The following is a 19,549-nucleotide window of genomic DNA, read 5'->3' on the forward strand; positions in this document are numbered from 1 at the left end:
GTTCGCATGCTTTTCCAATTTTTGAATACATTTAAGTATTCGATAAACAGGAGGACACAAGTCATGTCACAACACGGGCAATCGTTCATGAGAGGTACGCTGGTCTTGTCTGTCGCTGCTTTCATCAACCGTATTCTCGGTTTTATCAGCGGCATGTATATCGCTCGCGTACTGGGCGCAGAGGGAATCGGCATCTTGATGATGGCGCATCCGCTCGTCCCGCTCGTCATTACGATTACGGAGCTTGGATTGCCGGTGGCAATTTCAAAGTTGGTCGCAGAGGCCCACGCTCGCGGCGAACGGTTGAAAGTGAGGCGCATCCTGCATGTCTCGCTCGCTGTCACGGGCGTCTTGAGCGTAGCGCTCACGACCATATCGTTACTTGGATCTGAGTGGATCGCATCCATTCTGCTAAGCGACCAACGCGCTTATTACGCGATGCTGGCGATTACGCCGATCGCGCCGATCGTCGCTGTCTCCGCCGTATTAAAGGGATATTTCCGCGGCATGCAGCAGATGAAGACCATTGCCGCTTCCGATGTGCTGGAGCATACGGTGCAAATCGCCTGTGTACTTGCGCTGGTCCACCTATTGCTGCCTTACGGCGTCGCTTATGCGGCTGCCGGAGCAATGGCTGCCTCTGTTGTCAGCGAAGCGATCAGCCTCCTATTCCTGGTGACAAGCTACAAGCTATACGGTGAATCGAAGATGCCGGGCGAGACTTGGGCAAGCCACCTGAAACAAGGAAGAAGCACACTCGGCGAGCTGTTGCAGATCGGACTGCCGACGACCGGCCACGGTGTCATTCATTCGTTATACAGCACCTTCCAGCCGCTTCTTATTACAACCAGCCTGGCGCTGGCCGGCATCGGCACGGCGTTAGCGACGAAGCAATTCGGCCAGCTGGCCGGCTATGCGTTTCCGCTGCTTTTCATGCCAAGCTTTATCACGCAGTCCTTGTCCACCGCTCTCATTCCTGCGATTGGCGAGGCAGCGGCGAACAAGAACAGTCTGCTCATACATGAGAGGATGAATCAGGCTATGATCTTGGGACTCCTGATCGGCGCGCCGGCGACCGTTATCCTGTACGAGTGGGCAACTCCATTAACGACACTTGTCTATAATGCGCCGGAAGCAGGATTGCTTCTGAAAATATTGGCGCCGATGTTTTTCCTACATTATTTCGACGCTCCGCTTCATGCGATTCTGCTCGGGCTCGGCCGCGCGAAAGCTACGCTGTGGAATTACGTAATAGCCACCGTATTCAAGGGTGTCTCGATCTTCATGTTCGGCAGCCAATTTGGTATTATTGGCGTTGCGTACGGCATCGGTATCGGCATTGTGATACAAACACTGCTGAACTTCTTTTCCATCTCAAGCTCGATCGGATTTTATTGGAGTATTCGTCCTTATGTCAAGGTTGGGATCTGCATGATGCTGATGATGATATGCGGACACTTGACCTATAGCTATGTTGCCAGCCAGGGTATGCCGCAGTTATGGTGCGTAATCACTTCAATCGTGTGTTCCTTGTTTCTCTATTTCGCCGCACTCGTATTGACGGGTACATTGAAGTGGAAAAGTACGCGCCACCGATTTTCGATTCCATGGTAAGTTTACTTGAAAAAGAAAAAGCAGCCATAATCGGCTGCTTTTTCACTGCTGGCTTAAAGCGTAATTTTCTTTTTCCCTTATTATACATATCGCCATATTATTACTCCTGTGGTTTATGAAGGGCCGCCACTCGGCAGCCCCTCAGGTATTTAACTATCGTTTCTCATTAGTTCAATCGTCAGGTCCTGGTCAAAGAACTTTAACTGTACATTTGGATAAACCACATTTTAAATAATGCTATATTAATTGAAAAGGTGGGGCTCTGTTAGTGAGACACGACATCTGTTATTAGTGAAAGCACCAGCAGTATCGCCATTACGCCGCCTGCTATTATAGCACGAATTCTAGCACCTTTAGACAGCGTTTGATTCCCCTCCGATAATAGTGCCGTGCCTCGAATCGATCGATAGTAGAATATTGCTCCAGCCACGACTAGAATCACCTCTAATGCGCTGCTAATTACCGGCCATTGCCACAAGCTGAATCCCAGCAGCGGGAGCCCTCCAGCATTTCCCGGTAAGATCGGCATATCCATTCTATGAACGAGCAAATCCAGCAGCCAGTGACTGAAAGTAAGAGCACCTATCATAAGACCGCCTCGTTTGCCCCATAGCTTCCAAGCGATGATCGCCGATAGAATAGCAATAATTACTGCTCCGAGAAGTGAATGCGTATAATCTGCATGAATGATTCCTTCACCATAACCCGTTCCCAGGCTGTTATCGATCTTTTCGATGCCTGACAAGAATAGCGGTACGAATATAACATCAAGAAGCTGTGTACTCAGCATGAGCGCCCAAATCGGCACCTCCGGAGTTTTGGCTTTCACAGCAGCAGCGAGTCCGAAATGTCCAGCAAACATTTATTTCCCCACCCCTTTTGTTTTTTTTTGCATGCGAACTCTGCTCTCTAACCATCCGCATAAAACTGTAAACAAAAGCATAAACACAATGAATGACATGCTGCTCACCAGTACCTTTCCTATAAACTAATATAATTAGTATTATAACTAATATAATTAGTATATACAACACTTTTTTCTTCAGAAAAAGGAGCCTGTACTTAGCGAGATCCAAGGGTTTTGCAATAAGGGTATTCGTTGGAATTGTTTTTTATCCGCTAATGTTCTTTCCTTTAAATGATTTGTACATACAATGCAATATCAATTGAAAAGGAGGGGACTGTACATGTCATTTCGTAATCAAGCACAAAAGATGATTGGTAAGTCTGTACAAGTGCAATTGACTAGCGGCAGAACATTAACGGGCAAATTAACTTCAGTTGGAACAGATTTTATGATTATGCATGTGAGAATTGGTCGGAGAATCCGCAGAATTAATATTCGTTTAGCTGAAATTCTATTCCTTTTCTTATTATTTGGTTTATAAATAAAAAAGTAATATTGAAAGTTAAAAAGCCGGATTCCTGTACACCAAGGAAAGCCGGCTTTCGTCTATCATAACTATAGCACTCTTTAACTATCGTTTCCCGAGGGAAGTTAATGAATCGATAATGTATTGTGTATTGGCATTATAAAACAGGCCAAAATGAAAAGAGTCTCATCGAGTCGATAGGGATGGACCAGGTTGAAACTGGGCTACATTCCGATGATTCGTTGAGGCTTTCTTTTTTTAAACAGAGCATTTTGAAATTTTTAGGGTTATAAACCGTAAAATCAATAAAATTAATTATAAAATTAAAATAATTAATTTTATGAATTTACAAATTGAATATATTGAATTATAATTTAAAAAAAGAAAGGAGTAGAGTATGAAATATCCCATCATCACACAGTGTCCTGTATGCGACCATCCGCTGCACGCCGTCAAGCTGGAATGCGGACATTGCCGGACGACGATTGAGAACACATTTGAATTATCAAAGCTGGCTCTACTCTCGCCCGAACAGCTCCATTTTGTGATCACCTTCCTAGTGAACAGGGGCAACATAAAGGAAGTGGAGAAAGAGCTCGGCATATCTTACCCGACGGTGCGCGGCAAGCTCAATGATATCATTACGGCCCTCGGATACGATACGCGGAAGAAGCCGGAAGTCGATGAGAAGAAGGTCATTTCCATGCTGGAGAATGGCGAAATCACCGCGGATGAAGCGGTCAAAATGTTGAAGGATGAATAAGGAGGAAGAAACGATGAAAGAAGAAATCAGCAAAGTGCTGTCCATGATGCAGGAAGGCAAAATTGATTCAGACAAGGCTTCGGAGTTGATTGACGCGCTAAAGGAGAAGCAAACGGCTCATACATCGCAAGCCGTGCAGGTGCTGGGGAAACCCGACTATTCGAAGAAACTGTCATCGGCATCCGGCGGTTATTTAGACAAAACGTTGAAAATACGGGTAACATCCCAAAAAAACGATAATATCAACATCAATTTGCCGATTAAACTGGTGAAGGCTGTTCTCGGAGCGGGGCACAGCATCGCGTCCAATATTCCGCAGGCTGCGAAATATGTGAAGGATATCGATATCGACCTGCTGATCGATGCAATCGAGAACGAGCTTGACGGGCAAATCGTTGACATCCGCTCCGGTGAAGAGGATACCGTCACCGTAGTGATTGAGTGATGGGTCATGATGATTGTGAAGGTTAAGAGCAAGGAGCACGCTTTTACGATTCCGGTCCCTTATGCCGTATTGCGCATGGGGAGCGGTATCCTGACTTCCAATTTAGTCCAGCGCAAAATGAAGGATTGGCTGAACAAGCACGGCGGACATGCGGGTGGGCACTCGAGCCGGAAGCATGATTTCGATTCGGACAGCAGCCGGTTCGGGATTGAACTGGTGCTGTCGATTCTCGAAAACCGAAGCACGAAGCAAGCGATCAGACAGCTCATTAAGGAGTTGCAACATTGCAAAGGGACGGTTCTGGTCGATGTCCAAGCTCAGGACGGCACGGAAGTGTTGATTAAATTGTAGGCGAAGCTTTCATTTACAGCATCTCAGGGGTGCTTAAAATTAACCTATTTCAACATCAGAGGCAGCCATGGACTTACTCATAAATGGATGCCTCTTTTAGCTTTAATTTTCATTTGGTCTAAGTATATTAAAGTATTCATAAAAACATCTCTCAATTTCTTCTGTTGACGAAATTATGAACTGTCGCATCAATAACTCTTGCCGGACGCCTAAGTCACTAATTCAATTTGGATATTCTCGCTTCCACTCTTCAATTAGCGGTTTGAAATTCTTATCAGGGTCTATAATAGGGCGCTTTGTTTTTATATCTTTAAAAGCTTGAGTAAAAGAGCCCCCTTTTTCACCCAAAAACCACAGTAGCAACATAACAGAACGTGACCTTCCTTGATGACAAGTAACAAGAATGCGTTTATGTTGATCGATCCTATTTTGGAGGGCTTCCTTTGCTTTTGGTAAAAACTCTTTCGCTTCATTTAATTCTCCATCACGAAACGGAAATGCAAGATATTCAATTCCATCTGGGATAAATACGTTACGATTTGACGATCTAATGTCTCTTAAATCAATCCAAACATCAATCTTAGGTAATGGTTGATTTTCGAATTTTCCAGTTCGATTGATATTACGAGCTTCAACTGATCCATACAACAGCTCGTCTATATCATCTTCACCGCCGAGAAATAGTTTATCTTTTATTATTTCGGAGTAACCATATTTGCTTTCCCAATCTGGAGGTTGATGCTTCATATACCACCTCTAAATGTTTTGCCTTAACTTTACCATATTCAGGAATTTAGGATCAGCTTTTTATATAGAACTATTAAGGAATTATTCAGCAAATCTGCCCTTTAGCTTAATGAAAAAGGAGCAGCTGCCGCGGCGGCAAACTGCTCCTGGATCGCTGAACTAACGTTCTCTGTTATTATATGTATTATTAATATTGAAAACTAATTGCCGGGCAGTTGGATGCCACGCCAACCGTTTACATCGCATTGGCCATATTCATTATCACCCACAGCAACCACCGTGCCGTCCGATTTAAGTCCGAGAGTATGAGCGCAACCCTCCGCTACCGCCACAATATCGCGCCAACCACTTACATTGCATTCGCCATGCTCATTCCAACCCACAGTCGCCACAGTACCGTCCGATTTAAGACCAATTGTATGAGAATTACCCGTATGAGCATTACCCGCCGCAACCGCTACCATATCGCGCCAGCTGCTTACATCACATTGGCCATATTTATTATCACCCACAGCCGTCACCGTGCCGCCCGATTTAAGACCGACGGAATGACGATAACCCGTCGCTATGGTATCTTTAGGCCACCGTTTCACCTTTGACGCCGCCTGTATCAACGCATCCAATTATCCCTTCCCCCCTCGAAAATACCCGCATCGCCATGTTAACTTCTAACATCGTCTAATACGTAACGAAAACTCAACAAGAATTTTGCGTTAATCTGCCAGTTAGCTGAGCGAAGGGCTGCTGCTTCCGTTACTTGATATAAAAATGAGTAGGTGCCCTTAGCTTCCTGCTTGTTGATGGATTAAAAAAATATCTGATTGTTAATGTATAAGCTTAATTTACATCAACTACAATACTACCAAAATACCTATCCCCAATATATGCCTCCAACCTCCATAAACCTGAGGTAGGAATGGTCATATTCGAAGGCGGAACAGATGCATCGGCGGATCTAAATGTACCGCTTAAGCCACCCGCAAAAAAACAGTCCTGCGTTGTTCTTCACCCTTTTTTACAGCGATCACTTTGAATTCGCCCCGTAAATCATCGGACTTCCCCCAAAATAACCAAAAGTTTTGATAAGGTTTGCCTGCAGTTAATGAAATATCAACAATAGCTAACTTACCTATTTCCCCGCGAAGTCTGGTTGATTCCTTTTGCCCATCTGAGGCTATTTCAAAGGTGGGACTAGCTTCCCATTTATGTTTCTCTATATATCCGAGAACCTTACCCTTGATTTTATTCGTTTCAGTAGAACCGAACATCCGACTGTCTACACTACGAAACCAATCATCACCAATTAGAAGTATGTGGTCTTTGGGTACCTTAATCTCATCTATATTTATACTTTGTAAGAAATCTAAGGCATTTTTCACATTGCTGTTGTTTGGTTCATTATTCATGAATTGTTTTAATTCCTCGGCATCGTTACCTAAACGATGTGCTTTTCCATAGAACGTATCAAGTTTTTTGCCATTAATATATAACTGACCGGCATTAATCCTTACCTGTTCACCTGGAAGCGCTACAACTCTTGAAATATCAAACTCAGGGAGCTTACTGTTTTCTCTTACGCCCTCTAAATATACAACGTCTCCCCGTTTTACATCATGATTGTTATAATAAGCTGGATCAATTACGAGCTCCTCGTAATAATAATCATGATGCCCACGATCCATGTTATCGGAACGATGGTAATATATCTTATAATCCGGATTGACCGGAACTCTTTGAATAGACGGAACTGTGTCAGTATCGGTAACGACTTTTTCTGAGCAGCCTGATAAAGCGACCAGCATCAAGCATAATATACACAATCTCCGCATAATGATCCCTCCTTTTATTAGTTTATCCTCCATCCTACAAGACTGGATCAATGAAATGGAACATTTTTGTGAATTGTCTATGAAATTGGAAGAATCACAGAATAAAGCTAATTGCGTCGGCATTTAGCTTTTTTTCTGTGATTCTTTAGTGATGATTGTCTAGCGAAGAAAGGCTGTGCGCGGCAGCCCCATTTCCATAATTGAACTAGAGTTCTGCGTTAGCTTAATCAGATGGTGTGTTTAAGCCTTTTTCTGAATGCCAAGGTGTCGCATGAACCATGGCTTTAAAAGCGGTAAAACCGAGGACGGCTGCATGGCTTTCGTATGGTCCATGTCACTTCCCCTAAGGATTTCTACTTCCCATCCTAGATCGGCTAATTCTCTCCTATTACGCTTCAATAACCCGACCATGTCTACAGTAACATTGCCAAAATTTTCGCCATACGCGATGGAATCCATCTCTCCTGCAAAAGCTAATTTCGGAAGATGCAGCTTATGTTGGATACCACGATCATCAAAATCAGCAAGACACTGATACAACGTAACAAATTGCTTTGTTACACGAGGATCTAACGTAACTTCAATGTTTTCCCAATCCAAATTATCTAAATTCCAGGCTCCTTCAGGTTGCCTAATGCCTTTACACTGCGTACTCAATGCCTGCATGTGGGTTTTGTTGGTAACAATCATCATTTCTTGATAGGGCCCTTCATAGGGCGGAAAGCCGCCCATTACTAAGCTTTCAAGACGATTTGACCTTATGGCCAGTTGTAGTCCCACCAGAGCAAGCCAGGAGTAGCCGTAGTAACTGAAATTCTTAACGTTCATTTCATCTGCAATATACAGGAAGTCAATTACGATATTTTCAGGTGTGAGCCTTTCCGGATTAGGGTACCGAAATCTATGTCCTTCATAATCGAAATATAGAACCTGAAACGTATCCGTTAACCCCTCTACAAAATGTTTCCCCAATTCAGGATCCACACCCCACAGCTTCAAGTTTTCCGCTTCCTGATTGTAAACGGATTTTTTAGCAATTGGTAACATGATGGTTTGACGGTTGTGAGTTCCTGATATACCCACTTCTATTTCTGAATCGTCCGATAGTCGTATCAACTTTTTCAAATGCCTTCACTCCTTCTATGTTTATATTATAATCATAGTACATTCATGCAATCTTTAAGTTCGGAGCTTCGATCGCCTTGATTTATGCACTTATATTTGTTGCAATATTGTTGTAGCACTTGAAGGTTAGACTTTAAGCTATGGAAAGGAAATGATCATGAATACGGTCTATACACCAATAGAAATTGCTAAGAAACTTAATGTGAGTACGACTACGTTGCGGAGATACGAAGATCAAGGCTTGATTCCGGATGTGCCGAGGACGCCGAGCAACCGAAGATGCTACTCATCCCTCCATATGCAAGGCTTTGTTACCATTCGAGCGTTATTGCGAGGATATGAGATTCCCGGGGTGTACGATATTATGAGGAAAATTAAGAATCTAGATATCGAAACTGCACTCTGGCTCTTGAATCAGCAGTTACATGATACTCAATTGGAAAAACATAGAGTCGAGGAAGTCCTGTGTATGCTTCGAAATGCGGATTTTTCAAAGTACAGAAATTTGAAGGTAACCGACTCGATGACGATTGGAGAAGTTGCACGAATGGCAGATGTCAAGCCTTCTGCCATCCGACATTGGGAACAAGAAGGATTAATTACTTCGGTGAGAAATAAAGATAACGGGTATAGAGTCTTTTATCATACGGAATTCAAAAAAATTCTTCTGATTAGCAGTTTAAGAAAAACTGTATATTTTATCGAGAATATGAAACAGCTGTTGAACGACCTGGAGACTCAGCACTATAATCAAGTGGAACGCACCTTTGAGCTTGCCTTGCAAAAATTAAACAGCCAATTATTAAATCAGTTTTTGGGAATAGCTGAGCTCATGAAATATATAGACTTCTATAAAAAAACTCAATGTGAACACCCATTCGAATAGTATCCATTTTGGATATTTACCCACGTAGTTTCAAACTATCCTGCCCACGTTAACGCAATGAAGCTGCCGATCATGTCGGCAGCTTCATTAAGATGAGTATAGAGCTATCGTTCTTCGTTTAGTTGAATAACTTTATATAAAAAACACAACTTATGAAATCAAGTATTAATTAATGGACAATGACTTCCAGTATTCCCACGCTTTTAAATACTCTTCCAGATCATGTGGATGGAATTGTATACAGATCCCAATTCGACAATAAAGTTGAAAGATTACTTCTTCAATTAGCCTTGATCTCTCAATAGGTACATGATTGAGCAAAGTGAATGTTGCCATTAAAGTTTCTAGGTTCAAATCGTCTGGAGAAGAGCAAAAAGCGTAAGTAAAATCATATATCAAAGGACCAATCATTGGTGAGGGGTCGATAACACCAACCAGTGAGTGCCCGTGAAAAACAAAACTATGCACACCAGTATCTCCATGCAGCAAATATCTTGATTCATGCTCTGCACTCTGCGATATGTTTTCAACAATTGATCTCATTCTATCATAATCCTCAACTGGCAAAAGGCTACCCCAATCATTTCTTGTATCCTCCAAACTCCGATAATTCCATTCACTCCAAGTTTGAATTGGTCTTTGTAACCTTCCCCACTTGTCAGTTTGTAGAGATTTTTCGTAATTATTGAAAAGTTCTTTTACTAACATTGTCAGCCAATTGGATCAGTATAGAGAACTTTAGGAAAAAGTTTAAGGTGCCGATAAGTTCCAAGAAATTGTTCAGCCAAAGTATGGTGGTTTTTAGTTCAACTTTAATATTATTTGGAATTTGAGTACTCATGCTTTATGTTTTCCATATTGGGTTCAAATCCTTGATTCTTTGATAAGTTCGATGAAATGCTGTGCTGCTTTTGTTAAATAGCGCTCTTTTAACCAGATTAATCCGGTTGCGAATTTAAGCTGATTCTCTGCAATGGCAAAGGATTGAATGTCATACCCTCGATGCAAATGAAGAATGGATTCCGGCACGATTGTCGCCCCATCCCCTGAGGATACCCACTCCATTAACGTAACGATATCTGAACACTCCCCGATGACGTTCGCATGCAAACCACGTTCAGTAAATTGATCGATGATACTTTGATATAAGCCAAGACCTTCGCTGCTAGGCAGAATAAGCGGATAGCGCTGAATGTCAGCGTAGGTAAATCCATGTGCTTCAGGCGCAAAGGTTTTAGCTGTAACGAAATAAAACGGCTCAGCTTGAAGCCTCAGCACTTCAAAATCACTTAGTTCCAGCGGTAGCCTTACGATGGCAAGCTCAATGGAACGTTCTCTAATGAGCCTAAGAAGCTGTAAGGATTCACTCTGTTGTATTTTATAAGTAACTTTAGGATAGCGAGTTTTGAAAATACGCAACAAATGAGGCAACGGTGCTGAAGACAATGTGTTCACGCCTATCGTCAATTTGCCTCGTGTCCCCATGCCAATTTCTTTCACTTCGTTCTCCGATTCTTCTAAGAGCCGCGTCATATGAACGGCATGCTTGTATAAGGCCTGTCCTGCGTCGGTCAGTTCTAATACTTTACCGTTTCTTATGACAAGCTGGACTCCGAGTTCTTGCTCCATGTTCTTCAATTGTTGGCCAAGAGGGGGTTGAGTCATATGCAATCTTTGGGCGGCAGCCGTAATTTGCTTCTCTTCAGCGATAGCAATGAAATAACGAAGTTGGCGAATATCCAAGGAAGAGACAACCTCCTTATCGAATGTTAAACGTATGGAAACCAAACTTTTTAAATATTTTTCGAATGCTAATGGCTATGGTACCATATCCGTATAATCGGAAGAAAGTAGTTGCTTTGTATTGCGTATGTCAACTTAGTCGAAGAGGATGTGTCGTCAATGAATCTATCCCTCATTCAAGCAGCAGAGCGCGGAAAAACTGAATTCGTTGTGCAATGTATCAAAGATGGCGCGGATATCAATGGAAGAGATGAACGCGGACGTACTCCGATTTTAGCCGCCACACACGGCAATCAAGCAGATACGGTTAGAGCGTTGATCGTGGCTGGAGCAGATATCAATTTACAAGATCATTTCTTAGATAATCCTCTTTTATACGCTGGGGCAGAAGGATTGCTCGAAATCGTCAAGTTGATTAACGAAGCTGGCGCTGATCCAACCATCACCAATCGCTATGGAGGAACGGCGCTCATTCCTGCATCCGAACATGGATATGTTGAAGTCGTAACAGAGCTTCTTACCCGATCAAAAGTGAATGTAAATCACGTAAACAATCTCGGTTGGACGGCACTGATGGAAGCGATTGTACTAAGCAATGGCGGGAAAAGGCAGCAGCAAGTCATAAAACTCCTAATTGAACACGGAGCTGACGTGACGATACCGGATAAGCATGGAGTTACACCGCTGGAGCATGCTAGAGCGCACCATTTTACTGCTATCGAACGTTTATTAGTAGACGCGGGAGCTTAATATAGCCTCCAATTATTTGTTGTGAAAAGGACGGGATATCATGTTAAATACTTCATATTGGTTAATGAATGTAAGATTAGAACAGGGTTATGTCAAAGAAGACGGACAAGTGGTCGGTACGCATACGAAGATTTGTCATGTCCGGATTGACGGCGGCGCCATAGCTGAAATTATCGGATCGGAATTGGAACCTCAGGGACCACTTCCCAAGTACGATTGCAAGGAGTTCCTGCTGCTGCCCTCTTTCGAGGAGGCGCATATCCATTTAGATAAAACGTATTATGACGGGCCGTGGAAAGCGGTGAAAAAAGTTTCAAGCATTTTCGAACGGATTGAAGAAGAAAAAATATTATTGCCTAAACTTCTGCCCATGGCAAGACAACAAGCCGAGAGCATTTTGACTCTTATTCAAGGGTTTGGTGCCACGCATGTGCGCAGCCATTGTAATATCGAGCCCGTAAGCGGTCTGCACCGTTTAGAGGCAACCAAGCAAGCCTTGGAGACATTCTCTGGTAAAATATCCTCTGAAATTGTTGCGTTCCCTCAGCATGGACTGCTTCGATCGGATTCTGTTCAATTGGTAAAGCAATCCTTGGCAGAAGGAGCGACCCTTGTCGGCGGGGTAGATCCATACACGGTAGATGGCAATATTGAAAAGTCACTGCAGACCATGGTAGAGCTAGCGGTTATGAACAATGCCGGTATTGATCTTCACTTGCATGATGGAAATGAAGCAGGGAAGCAAACTTTGCTGCGGCTGGCTGATTTGACGGAAGAAGCTGGCTTGCAAGGCAAGGTGACCGTTAGCCATGCGTTTTGGTTCGCTAGTGCTCCTCAGCAGGAATCCGAAGAAGTAGCTGCAAGGATGTCTTCTCTGGGCATGTCCATTGCCTCGACGGTGCCAATCGGAAGAACTACGATGCCTCTCCCGATGCTGCATAACAAAGGTGTTCATGTGAAATTAGCAACAGACAGCCTGACTGATCACTGGTCTCCTTTTGGAAATGGCGATCAACTGGAGAAAGCTGGACGGTTCGCTGAACTATATGGGTGTAACGATGAATGTTCGCTCTCTCAATCTCTAGGATTCATTACAGGCGGGATAACACCGCTCGACCAGAAAGGCGAACAAGTATGGCCAAAGGTCGGTGACACCGCAAGCTTTGTGCTCCTGCCTGCCAGCTGCTCGGCAGAAGCCGTAGCGCGAAGAACGAAGCGTCAAGCCGTATGGTACAAGGGGTTGTTCGTAAGCGGATCTCTGTGAACTTATCTTGACGACGACAGTTCAAATCCCCCCTATTTTGATAATAATACTCATTATTCCCTGAACTTCCGCCAAAGAAATCAGAGAGCAGCTGCCGTGGCAATCTGCTCCCTGGTTATTCGAGTCAGTTGTTATAATTTTAAAATTACCTGTAGAGTTATATTCCTTTACTTTCCAGATCGGTCATGAGGAACCGTAACAGTTGCTGAAGTGGAAGTTATATTACCTGCAAGATCAAACGCCGTGTAGGTGACGGTATATATGCGTCCATTCCCTTTACCTGATCTTTCAGCACGAAGCATAAATTCCGTGTCCAACTGCCAATTTCCACACCTTGAATGTCGTTTGAAGTATTACAAGGTCTTAGGCTGCCGCCGCTGCCGTTTATTGAACTAACGTTCACCGTTAGTTGAATGCTTTTTCGCTAATTCAATAACTGATTGAATGAATGGTGCTTTCAGTTGGGTATATGTTGTTCTATCTTCTAAATATAAGGAAGCAAGATGCTTCTTAAGTTGGGCGTACTCTACTACTTTCTCCGGATGATATCTGAGGTAATTCCGGAATAAAAGGTTATTATTCCATTCGTCACTGCTTAGTTCATAAACGTGCAGATGATGTGTTCCCTTTCTCCATTCTCCTTTACGAAAAAACCTACGATTGGGAAATTCCACTTTTGGAATATATTCGTAGCCAAGCTTTCTTAAAGGTTCTATAAACGAATCTGCTTCATCGAGACGGTTCACCCCAATCGCGATATCCAATATTGGCTTGGAGGGCAATCCAACTATTGAAGTACTTCCTATATGCTCGATATTAGTTACCTTGCCTTGTAAAGTTTGACGTATCTTCGTCTTCTCATTCTCAAACTCTTGGAGCCATTCTGGTTTATATTCCTCAATAACTACTTCTTTAGCCAAGTGCATTCCCCTTCCCTTGCAGATTCGCAGTATTCAAATTCATCTAATTAACTCCATTGGGGCCAAATGTATTAGTTATTCCTTTTATTACCTTGGTGTTTCACCCTTGTTCTTCGTCACTCTTCCCCTCTTCGATTTTTAATTCGAATAAAAAAGAGAAGCCGCTACTTAGCAAGCTCCTCCACACTATCAATATCCGTTAGAGTAAAATCAAAACTAATGTTGTTGACAAATCGTTATAACGTTAAAGTCTGGGTCTCTCATATTAAAAAATGATGCTTGACTCGTCTTATGTATTCCGCCATAAATAATTTCAAAGCCAAGCTCCTGAACAAATTTAGCAGCTCCATCAATATCATCAGAAGGCATAAAAAACAATGGAGGAGCGGACTGTGGAATTGGAATTGTATCCATTCCGTTTGAATCAATCATTATCTCCGTTCCATTTGGTAAATGAAATAGATGCAAATGTCCATAATTATCTTTTTCTTCAATTGACAAACCCAGAAATTTACTATACAACTCTACCGATTTCTTTAAATCTCTAGACCATAAAATTACAGAGGTGATTTCATTTCTTACTGGACTCTTCACTTCTCCAACCATTTCTTCACCTCAATTTAGAAGTATTTACCAATTCAATATTATATGAACTACTTTTATTTGTAAACGCTTAATTATTGCATTACTGTCCGGTGCTTACATAAAGCTAGGTGATTCCCTATTGACAGTACACAAAGCTTAAATTATGATATTAATAAATGAACCATTCATTCATTATTCGAAAGGTGGAACAAAAATGGCTAGAATGATTACGAATAGTAAGTGGACAGTACAAGGCAAATATGTAGTGATTACTGGGGCTACAAGCGGCATTGGGTTGGCAGCGGCCAAAGAGCTCGCAACTCGGGGTGCAAACATAGGAATCGTAGCTCGTAATCAGGCTAAAGCAAATGAAGTAGCGGCTCAAATCATGGCATCAACCGGTGGAAGAACCACTGTGGACGTATTCTTGGCTGACATGACTTCACAAAAGTCCATACGTCATGTTGCAGCTGATATTTTGACCAAATGCCCGAGAGTGGACGTTCTGGTCAATAACGCCGGCGCCTTGTTCGAAACGAGGCAATTAACCGACGATGGTATGGAGATGACTTGGGCTGTTAACCATCTGGCGCCTTTCCTTCTGACTACGCTTCTCCTTGATCGTATGAAGGAAAGCGAACATGCCCGTGTTATCACAACCGCATCCCATGGTCACAAGATGGCCAAGAAAGGCATCAACTTTGATGATCTCACTGCGGAACATCTTTATAGCTTTCCCCAAAATTTTATTGGTGGTCCTACATTTCGCTATGCTGAGACTAAGCTCGCCAATATCCAGTTCACCTCTGAATTGGCGAGGCGGCTGGAGGGGACTGGAGTCAGCGCCTACTGCTTTGATCCTGGTCTTGTTTCCACGAACTTCAATCAGAACAACGGACTTTTAGCCCGTATGACTATGGCCGTGATGAAAATGTTCTCCCGTAGTCCGGAGAAAGGTGCCGAAACTTTGGTGTGGTTAGCAGACTCGGACGAAGTGACTGGTCATAATGGTTATTACTACACTGACAGGCAAACAACGATTCCGTCTGTTCCCGCTCAGAACCTGGACACCACTAAACGATTATGGATGGTAAGCGAAGAACAGATCGGAATTCGAAGTCTCTAATAGAGTATCATGTTACATTCACTTAACTTTTGTTTCCCGCTAACGGAAAGACGACTAGCTTGTTAACATCAATTTGGGCTCTATGGAGAGGAGTTTCCATCTTTAATCATCATATGCCGTTCTTGTAATCGGTGAGGACTTCATCGATTGCGCGTCTGGATATTTCGGCGAGTACGGGGTTAGTGTCTAAGTAATATGCGTAGGCGATCAGCCCGAAAGAAAGTGCCCATCCGCGGCCTCGCGCCCAAGTCGCGTCATCGACAGGTAGCGCTGCGCGGAATATTTCTCGGGAATCGATGGAGAGGAGCGTCCACCCGACCATTAAGTCGCATGCAGGATCGCCAACGCCCAGTGTACCGAAGTCGATGATCGCGCTTAACCGCCCCTTTTCGACCAGTAAGTTCCCTGGATGGAGGTCTCCGTGGAGCCAGACGGCGGCACCGTACCACACGGATGCCTGCAAGGCTGCTTCCCAAGCCGCGGTTGCCGCATCGGTATCGAGATTGTTGCGTAGGGTTGCGATTGCGGCCCGGACGGAGGCATCTCGCATTGCTAGTGGAACGCCACGGTTAGAGTTGTGTGGCCCTGGTGGCGGCCCCCCGGCGGGATCGATCCGCTGCATTGCTGCTACAAAATGAGCCAGTGCGGACGCTGCTTGGCATGAATCATCGATTTGCCCAATAGTTGCGTTCTCGCCTTCGAGCCACCGATACACGGACCAGTGCCAAGGGTAGCCCTCGGTGGGCATCCCCATCGCAAGCGGGGTAGGAATAGAAATCGGTACCTGCGGGGCAAGTAACGGTAGCCACCGGTGCTCCTTCTCCACCTGACCAACGGCCCATTCTACGCGGGGTAATCGAACGGCCATATCCACTCCGAGCCTATAGATCGAGTTGTCCGTCCCAGCGGAATCGACCGGCACGAGGGGAAGGTCTGCCCATTGTGGATGTTGCGTTGAGATCAACCGGCTCACGAGGGTTAAGTCGATCCCCGTTTTGTTTACTTGGCTCATTTCAATGACACCCTCTCCTAGAAGCTATTGTGCTAAAGTTCTGCGTTAACGTAGCAATTTTTTAACGGAGAAGACTGCCGATCTATTGATATCGGCAGCCTTCTCCGCTGCAGCGGAGCACTTTCACGGGGCCCCGATGAAAAAACCACGTTGAGTAAGAACGGATGTTTCCACCTTTTGCGACAAGGCTTCGTTTTTCCCGTCGATGCTGTAGCGGATAGTCCATGGAAGCTTTACGCGCACCCTATACTCACCGAATGGGACCGGCTTACCGTCCGAGTCTTTCCCATCCCAGTCAAAAACTATCTCTGCGCTCAACATTTTCGTTTTAAAATCGTAAGATAGTGTGGGCAACGTGCCCCTCCAAACGGTCTCAATCGTGGGGTCATAGATGGAACCCGTTATTCGCGATATCTCGATTATAATGTGTTCTTCCTGAGCTATTGTAATCGGATCATCGCTTGCATTGGCCAATGCAAAACGGAGGGGAACCGGTTTTCCAAACGAGACAATTCCCCCAGAAAAATCAGTATTTCGGCCCCAATCAACCCCGATTGATGGGGCTAGCGGAAATCCTCTAGTCCCGGTAGATGCCGGATCATACTGAACGGAGCTCCATGTGCCGGCAATCGACTGATTTGTGATAACAGCCGGAGGTTTATACATTTCCGGGTCGGCATCGGGGTCGCTTGCATAGATCCAGACATCGCCAAGCCAACTGCTATGAATATGATGCCAGCCGCTCCCGCTCTCGAATGCCGACACGATCTGCGGGGCGAGTGTTCCCAGTACTTTGGCCTCGCGGTTGGGAAACTCGTAAATTGGGGTATTTCCCTTTAACTTGATAGTTTCATTTCCTGTCCGCACATCTTTCGGCAGGGAATACAACGGATTGATCCATTGCTCTCCCAACCACGTTTGGATATGGAACCAATCCCGATTGATTCGTTCGAAGGCGATCACTGACTGTTGTGCGCTCAAATACCCGGTGACCTTCGCGTCCGCCTCCGGAGCGTCAAATATTGGCGTGGTCGCGTTCAAGCTAATGTCTTCATTCGTCGGAATGTAGTAAGGAACAATCTTGTGCTTCGGTTTGATCCATTTGTACCCGAGCCATGTTTGGATTCGGTAAAATCCGTGATAAGTACCCATAGATTTCACCGGTTGCGGAGAAATCGTATTCGTTGTTTTCCCTTGTTCGGATGATTCATCGTATAAAAACTCTTCTCCTGACGTTTGAATCCATTCGAAAAAATCTTCGGGATATTCGGGATGTTTCGGTCTAATCCAAGACTCCCCTTGTTCGGAAGTAATCTTGTACCAAATCAATGGCTCAGATTCATTTATGAATCGCTCGTGCCATCCCGGTTCCGCATCTAGCACGCTCACTACTGAGAAGGAGGAAGTTCCAATCTGCTTTCCGTTCGGGGCGTCGTACATTGCAGTTTGCATCTCCGTCAGAATGAGTACACCCGGCAATTTTTTCTCTTTCAGATCTTGTTGGGCGGCTATGGCCGTTGCGGAATGAAGCTGTGAAAAAACAATCGACGTAAAAATCAAGCAAATTAACGCAATCTGCTTCAACAACTATCCCTCCAATAATAAAAACCATATACCTAATATTACCATATTCCCCTACCCGTAGGTGAGTAAAAAGGCTGCCGATCACATGGGCAGCCTAAACAACCTTAGTCCGGTTCGTTACCGAACTAAGGCATTTATCACTACTCGGTTTTCACTTCATTTGTAGCAAGCAATTCAATGATTAGGATGACGCTGCGAATGATATGATAAGGATCCTTTACAGGCAACGCGACGACTTGATTAATCGGTTTGCCGCTTCGCGAACGGATTTGAATCCACTCTCCAACGCTGCGATCCGGGTTGGGAAAAGTCTTGAACGTATAATCGTGAAGCCTATTGTACTGAGCTAACAACTTCGGATCTCCCGTCAACTTACAGATGAGCATTGTTGTATACAGCGCTTCGGAATGAGGCCACCATAATTTGGAATCCCAATTCTGTTCTATTTGTTTTACCATGGAGGTATGTTCAATGCCTTCCTTGTTCCCTCTCGGAGGACCTCCCTCCCTGTCGACAAACAGGAAGATCCCTCCGAATTCCTGGTCCCATCCCAGCTCGAGCATTTTGGCGGTCGTTCTTGCTGCCTTGCTGATATAAGAATTCCGTTTCAGCTTTAATGCCGCATGAACCACAAACCACATATCCTCTACCGTATGCCCTGGGTTGCAATAGCGGCCGAGCAGCGAGTCCACCCGCTTATTGTCGGTACCAATCATCTCATTAAGCACGAAATCTTCATCCATGAAATGGTTACAAATCTCATCCATGTACGAGATCATGTTGTTTTTTAACTCTTCTGTTTGCACACCCAGCACTTCTTCTTCCGCCTCATACAACTCTTGAGTAACATTCAAAAGAATCATAGGAATGCTATGTGATTTATAACCATGTGGAATGGGGTAAGGTTCCGTGAAATAACTGCCTCCTTGAATTCTGCCAATCACCGAACGGTACAACTGCTGGGCAAAATGAAGGCTGTTCCTATCCCCGGATACGGCTGCGTATTTGGCAAGACCAGCGATGACAAAGCAATCGGCGAAAATGCTGGAATCATACCGGTCGCTTGAAGCGGTTAGCTTCGGATTTCCCTTATTATCCATCAAAAAGGTGCAGCATTCATTATCAAGCAGGCTATGCTTCATGAGAAAATTGGCTCCATGCTCAGCAAGCTTCAAGAAATGGCGGCGTTCCTTTTGATCAAAAATATCCGTGTCCATCGAAGCTAATTTGGCATAAATCCATACAAATCTGCCTTGTGACCATGTGAATTTGTCCGTACTGACCAGGTGGGTTCCTCTATTGTCATAAGCGTTAAAGTATCCGCCATCCTCCCAATCCACTGAGCGCAACCAGAAGGGAAGCAGCGTATTCTTCAAATGATCGGTATAAAAGTGAAAAAGTTCGTGATCATCAAGCGGGACACTCATCGTAA

At 44.2% G+C, this 19,549-nt stretch carries 21 protein-coding genes and 2 pseudogenes; 9 read left to right on the plus strand and 14 right to left on the minus strand.

Annotated elements, in window-relative coordinates; all coding sequences use genetic code 11:
• The first annotated feature begins 6 nt into the window (after positions 1–6).
• A complete protein-coding gene (spoVB, locus tag AC58UU_RS22820) occupies positions 7–1,614 on the plus strand; it encodes a stage V sporulation protein B (protein WP_497319082.1) in 1,608 nt (535 codons plus the stop codon).
• Between the two features lie 265 nt (positions 1,615–1,879).
• Here spoVB and AC58UU_RS22825 read toward each other — a convergent pair whose 3' ends face one another.
• Positions 1,880–2,476 (minus strand): permease, encoded by a 597-nt coding sequence (locus tag AC58UU_RS22825; protein WP_497319083.1) that lies wholly within the window; start codon positions 2,474–2,476, stop codon positions 1,880–1,882.
• Between the two features lie 325 nt (positions 2,477–2,801).
• On the opposite strand from AC58UU_RS22825, the gene AC58UU_RS22830 reads away from it, so the two are divergent.
• The 4 genes from AC58UU_RS22830 to AC58UU_RS22845 all read left to right on the plus strand — a co-directional run bounded on the left by AC58UU_RS22830 (position 2,802) and on the right by AC58UU_RS22845 (position 4,546).
• Entirely contained in the window at positions 2,802–3,002 is a 201-nt protein-coding gene (locus AC58UU_RS22830) for a hypothetical protein (RefSeq protein ID WP_497319084.1), read from the plus strand.
• A gap of 382 nt (positions 3,003–3,384) precedes the next feature.
• Positions 3,385–3,750 (plus strand): DUF2089 domain-containing protein, encoded by a 366-nt coding sequence (locus AC58UU_RS22835; protein WP_063187382.1) that lies wholly within the window; start codon positions 3,385–3,387, stop codon positions 3,748–3,750.
• A 13-nt stretch (positions 3,751–3,763) separates the two neighbouring features.
• The gene (locus AC58UU_RS22840; protein ID WP_497319085.1) at positions 3,764–4,195 is read left to right on the plus strand and encodes an SHOCT-like domain-containing protein; all 432 of its coding nucleotides are present in this window, start codon (positions 3,764–3,766) and stop codon (positions 4,193–4,195) included.
• A 6-nt stretch (positions 4,196–4,201) separates the two neighbouring features.
• Positions 4,202–4,546, plus strand: coding sequence for a hypothetical protein (locus AC58UU_RS22845; RefSeq protein ID WP_497319086.1), 345 nt, complete (start codon positions 4,202–4,204; stop codon positions 4,544–4,546).
• A gap of 222 nt (positions 4,547–4,768) precedes the next feature.
• On the opposite strand, the gene AC58UU_RS22850 is transcribed toward AC58UU_RS22845, so the two are convergent.
• The 5 genes and pseudogenes from AC58UU_RS22850 to AC58UU_RS22870 all read right to left on the minus strand — a co-directional run bounded on the left by AC58UU_RS22850 (position 4,769) and on the right by AC58UU_RS22870 (position 8,247).
• The gene (locus tag AC58UU_RS22850) at positions 4,769–5,293 is read right to left on the minus strand and encodes a protein-tyrosine phosphatase family protein (protein WP_497319087.1); all 525 of its coding nucleotides are present in this window, start codon (positions 5,291–5,293) and stop codon (positions 4,769–4,771) included.
• A gap of 200 nt (positions 5,294–5,493) precedes the next feature.
• A complete protein-coding gene (locus AC58UU_RS22855) occupies positions 5,494–5,916 on the minus strand; it encodes an RCC1 domain-containing protein (RefSeq protein ID WP_497319089.1) in 423 nt (140 codons plus the stop codon).
• A gap of 214 nt (positions 5,917–6,130) precedes the next feature.
• Positions 6,131–6,223, minus strand: a pseudogene (locus AC58UU_RS22860) (DUF4871 domain-containing protein); the annotation flags it as partial.
• A gap of 38 nt (positions 6,224–6,261) precedes the next feature.
• Entirely contained in the window at positions 6,262–7,122 is an 861-nt protein-coding gene (gene lepB / locus AC58UU_RS22865) for a signal peptidase I (protein WP_497319091.1), read from the minus strand.
• 240 nt (positions 7,123–7,362) lie between these two features.
• On the minus strand, positions 7,363–8,247 hold the full coding sequence (locus tag AC58UU_RS22870) for an alpha/beta fold hydrolase (RefSeq protein ID WP_497319093.1): 885 nt from the start codon (positions 8,245–8,247) through the stop codon (positions 7,363–7,365).
• A 157-nt stretch (positions 8,248–8,404) separates the two neighbouring features.
• Between AC58UU_RS22870 and AC58UU_RS22875 the strand changes: the two genes are divergently transcribed.
• The gene (locus tag AC58UU_RS22875) at positions 8,405–9,133 is read left to right on the plus strand and encodes a MerR family DNA-binding transcriptional regulator (RefSeq protein WP_497319094.1); all 729 of its coding nucleotides are present in this window, start codon (positions 8,405–8,407) and stop codon (positions 9,131–9,133) included.
• A gap of 165 nt (positions 9,134–9,298) precedes the next feature.
• Here the strand turns inward: AC58UU_RS22875 and AC58UU_RS22880 are convergent, their stop codons facing one another.
• Positions 9,299–9,841 carry a protein kinase family protein gene (locus AC58UU_RS22880; RefSeq protein WP_497319096.1) on the minus strand — a complete coding sequence of 181 codons (543 nt, stop codon included), beginning with the start codon at positions 9,839–9,841 and terminating at the stop codon, positions 9,299–9,301.
• A 156-nt stretch (positions 9,842–9,997) separates the two neighbouring features.
• The gene (locus tag AC58UU_RS22885; RefSeq protein ID WP_497319098.1) at positions 9,998–10,876 is read right to left on the minus strand and encodes a LysR family transcriptional regulator; all 879 of its coding nucleotides are present in this window, start codon (positions 10,874–10,876) and stop codon (positions 9,998–10,000) included.
• A gap of 138 nt (positions 10,877–11,014) precedes the next feature.
• On the opposite strand from AC58UU_RS22885, the pseudogene AC58UU_RS22890 reads away from it, so the two are divergent.
• Together AC58UU_RS22890 and AC58UU_RS22895 are read left to right on the plus strand one after the other, a co-directional pair.
• Positions 11,015–11,626 (plus strand): annotated as a pseudogene (locus AC58UU_RS22890) (ankyrin repeat domain-containing protein); the annotation flags it as partial.
• Positions 11,627–11,666: 40 nt separating this feature from the next.
• A complete protein-coding gene (locus tag AC58UU_RS22895) occupies positions 11,667–12,890 on the plus strand; it encodes an amidohydrolase (RefSeq protein ID WP_497319099.1) in 1,224 nt (407 codons plus the stop codon).
• A gap of 167 nt (positions 12,891–13,057) precedes the next feature.
• On the opposite strand, the gene AC58UU_RS22900 is transcribed toward AC58UU_RS22895, so the two are convergent.
• From AC58UU_RS22900 to AC58UU_RS22910, 3 genes are all read right to left on the minus strand, one after another.
• Complete coding sequence (locus tag AC58UU_RS22900) at positions 13,058–13,207, minus strand: hypothetical protein (RefSeq protein ID WP_497319101.1); 150 nt, start codon at positions 13,205–13,207, stop codon at positions 13,058–13,060.
• Between the two features lie 75 nt (positions 13,208–13,282).
• Positions 13,283–13,816, minus strand: coding sequence for a GrpB family protein (locus AC58UU_RS22905; protein WP_497319103.1), 534 nt, complete (start codon positions 13,814–13,816; stop codon positions 13,283–13,285).
• Between the two features lie 210 nt (positions 13,817–14,026).
• A complete protein-coding gene (locus AC58UU_RS22910; RefSeq protein ID WP_497319104.1) occupies positions 14,027–14,416 on the minus strand; it encodes a VOC family protein in 390 nt (129 codons plus the stop codon).
• A gap of 193 nt (positions 14,417–14,609) precedes the next feature.
• On the opposite strand from AC58UU_RS22910, the gene AC58UU_RS22915 reads away from it, so the two are divergent.
• On the plus strand, positions 14,610–15,521 hold the full coding sequence (locus tag AC58UU_RS22915) for an SDR family oxidoreductase (RefSeq protein WP_497319106.1): 912 nt from the start codon (positions 14,610–14,612) through the stop codon (positions 15,519–15,521).
• A gap of 109 nt (positions 15,522–15,630) precedes the next feature.
• Here AC58UU_RS22915 and AC58UU_RS22920 read toward each other — a convergent pair whose 3' ends face one another.
• The 3 genes from AC58UU_RS22920 to AC58UU_RS22930 form a co-directional block, all read right to left on the minus strand.
• On the minus strand, positions 15,631–16,533 hold the full coding sequence (locus AC58UU_RS22920) for an aminoglycoside phosphotransferase family protein (RefSeq protein WP_497319107.1): 903 nt from the start codon (positions 16,531–16,533) through the stop codon (positions 15,631–15,633).
• 123 nt (positions 16,534–16,656) lie between these two features.
• Entirely contained in the window at positions 16,657–18,117 is a 1,461-nt protein-coding gene (locus tag AC58UU_RS22925) for a flagellar hook assembly protein FlgD (protein WP_497319108.1), read from the minus strand.
• A 140-nt stretch (positions 18,118–18,257) separates the two neighbouring features.
• The gene (locus AC58UU_RS22930) at positions 18,258–19,544 is read right to left on the minus strand and encodes an AGE family epimerase/isomerase (protein ID WP_497319109.1); all 1,287 of its coding nucleotides are present in this window, start codon (positions 19,542–19,544) and stop codon (positions 18,258–18,260) included.
• Between the last annotated feature and the right edge of the window lie 5 nt (positions 19,545–19,549).

The sequence above is a fragment of the Paenibacillus sp. JT22N1 genome (assembly GCF_059692155.1).

Excerpts from the sequence above, each read along its gene's own strand:
- AC58UU_RS22915 (WP_497319106.1), top strand. The coding sequence starts at position 14,610 with ATGGCTAGAATGATTACGAATAGTAAGTGGACAGTACAAGGCAAATAT.
- AC58UU_RS22920 (WP_497319107.1), bottom strand. The coding sequence starts at position 16,533 with ATGAGCCAAGTAAACAAAACGGGGATCGACTTAACCCTCGTGAGCCGG.
- AC58UU_RS22825 (WP_497319083.1), bottom strand. The coding sequence starts at position 2,476 with ATGTTTGCTGGACATTTCGGACTCGCTGCTGCTGTGAAAGCCAAAACT.
- AC58UU_RS22840 (WP_497319085.1), top strand. The coding sequence starts at position 3,764 with ATGAAAGAAGAAATCAGCAAAGTGCTGTCCATGATGCAGGAAGGCAAA.
- AC58UU_RS22830 (WP_497319084.1), top strand. The coding sequence starts at position 2,802 with ATGTCATTTCGTAATCAAGCACAAAAGATGATTGGTAAGTCTGTACAA.
- AC58UU_RS22930 (WP_497319109.1), bottom strand. The coding sequence starts at position 19,544 with ATGAGTGTCCCGCTTGATGATCACGAACTTTTTCACTTTTATACCGAT.
- spoVB (WP_497319082.1), top strand. The coding sequence starts at position 7 with ATGCTTTTCCAATTTTTGAATACATTTAAGTATTCGATAAACAGGAGG.
- AC58UU_RS22910 (WP_497319104.1), bottom strand. The coding sequence starts at position 14,416 with ATGGTTGGAGAAGTGAAGAGTCCAGTAAGAAATGAAATCACCTCTGTA.
- AC58UU_RS22875 (WP_497319094.1), top strand. The coding sequence starts at position 8,405 with ATGAATACGGTCTATACACCAATAGAAATTGCTAAGAAACTTAATGTG.
- AC58UU_RS22850 (WP_497319087.1), bottom strand. The coding sequence starts at position 5,293 with ATGAAGCATCAACCTCCAGATTGGGAAAGCAAATATGGTTACTCCGAA.
- lepB (WP_497319091.1), bottom strand. The coding sequence starts at position 7,122 with ATGCGGAGATTGTGTATATTATGCTTGATGCTGGTCGCTTTATCAGGC.
- AC58UU_RS22905 (WP_497319103.1), bottom strand. The coding sequence starts at position 13,816 with ATGCACTTGGCTAAAGAAGTAGTTATTGAGGAATATAAACCAGAATGG.
- AC58UU_RS22895 (WP_497319099.1), top strand. The coding sequence starts at position 11,667 with ATGTTAAATACTTCATATTGGTTAATGAATGTAAGATTAGAACAGGGT.
- AC58UU_RS22880 (WP_497319096.1), bottom strand. The coding sequence starts at position 9,841 with ATGTTAGTAAAAGAACTTTTCAATAATTACGAAAAATCTCTACAAACT.
- AC58UU_RS22835 (WP_063187382.1), top strand. The coding sequence starts at position 3,385 with ATGAAATATCCCATCATCACACAGTGTCCTGTATGCGACCATCCGCTG.
- AC58UU_RS22845 (WP_497319086.1), top strand. The coding sequence starts at position 4,202 with ATGATGATTGTGAAGGTTAAGAGCAAGGAGCACGCTTTTACGATTCCG.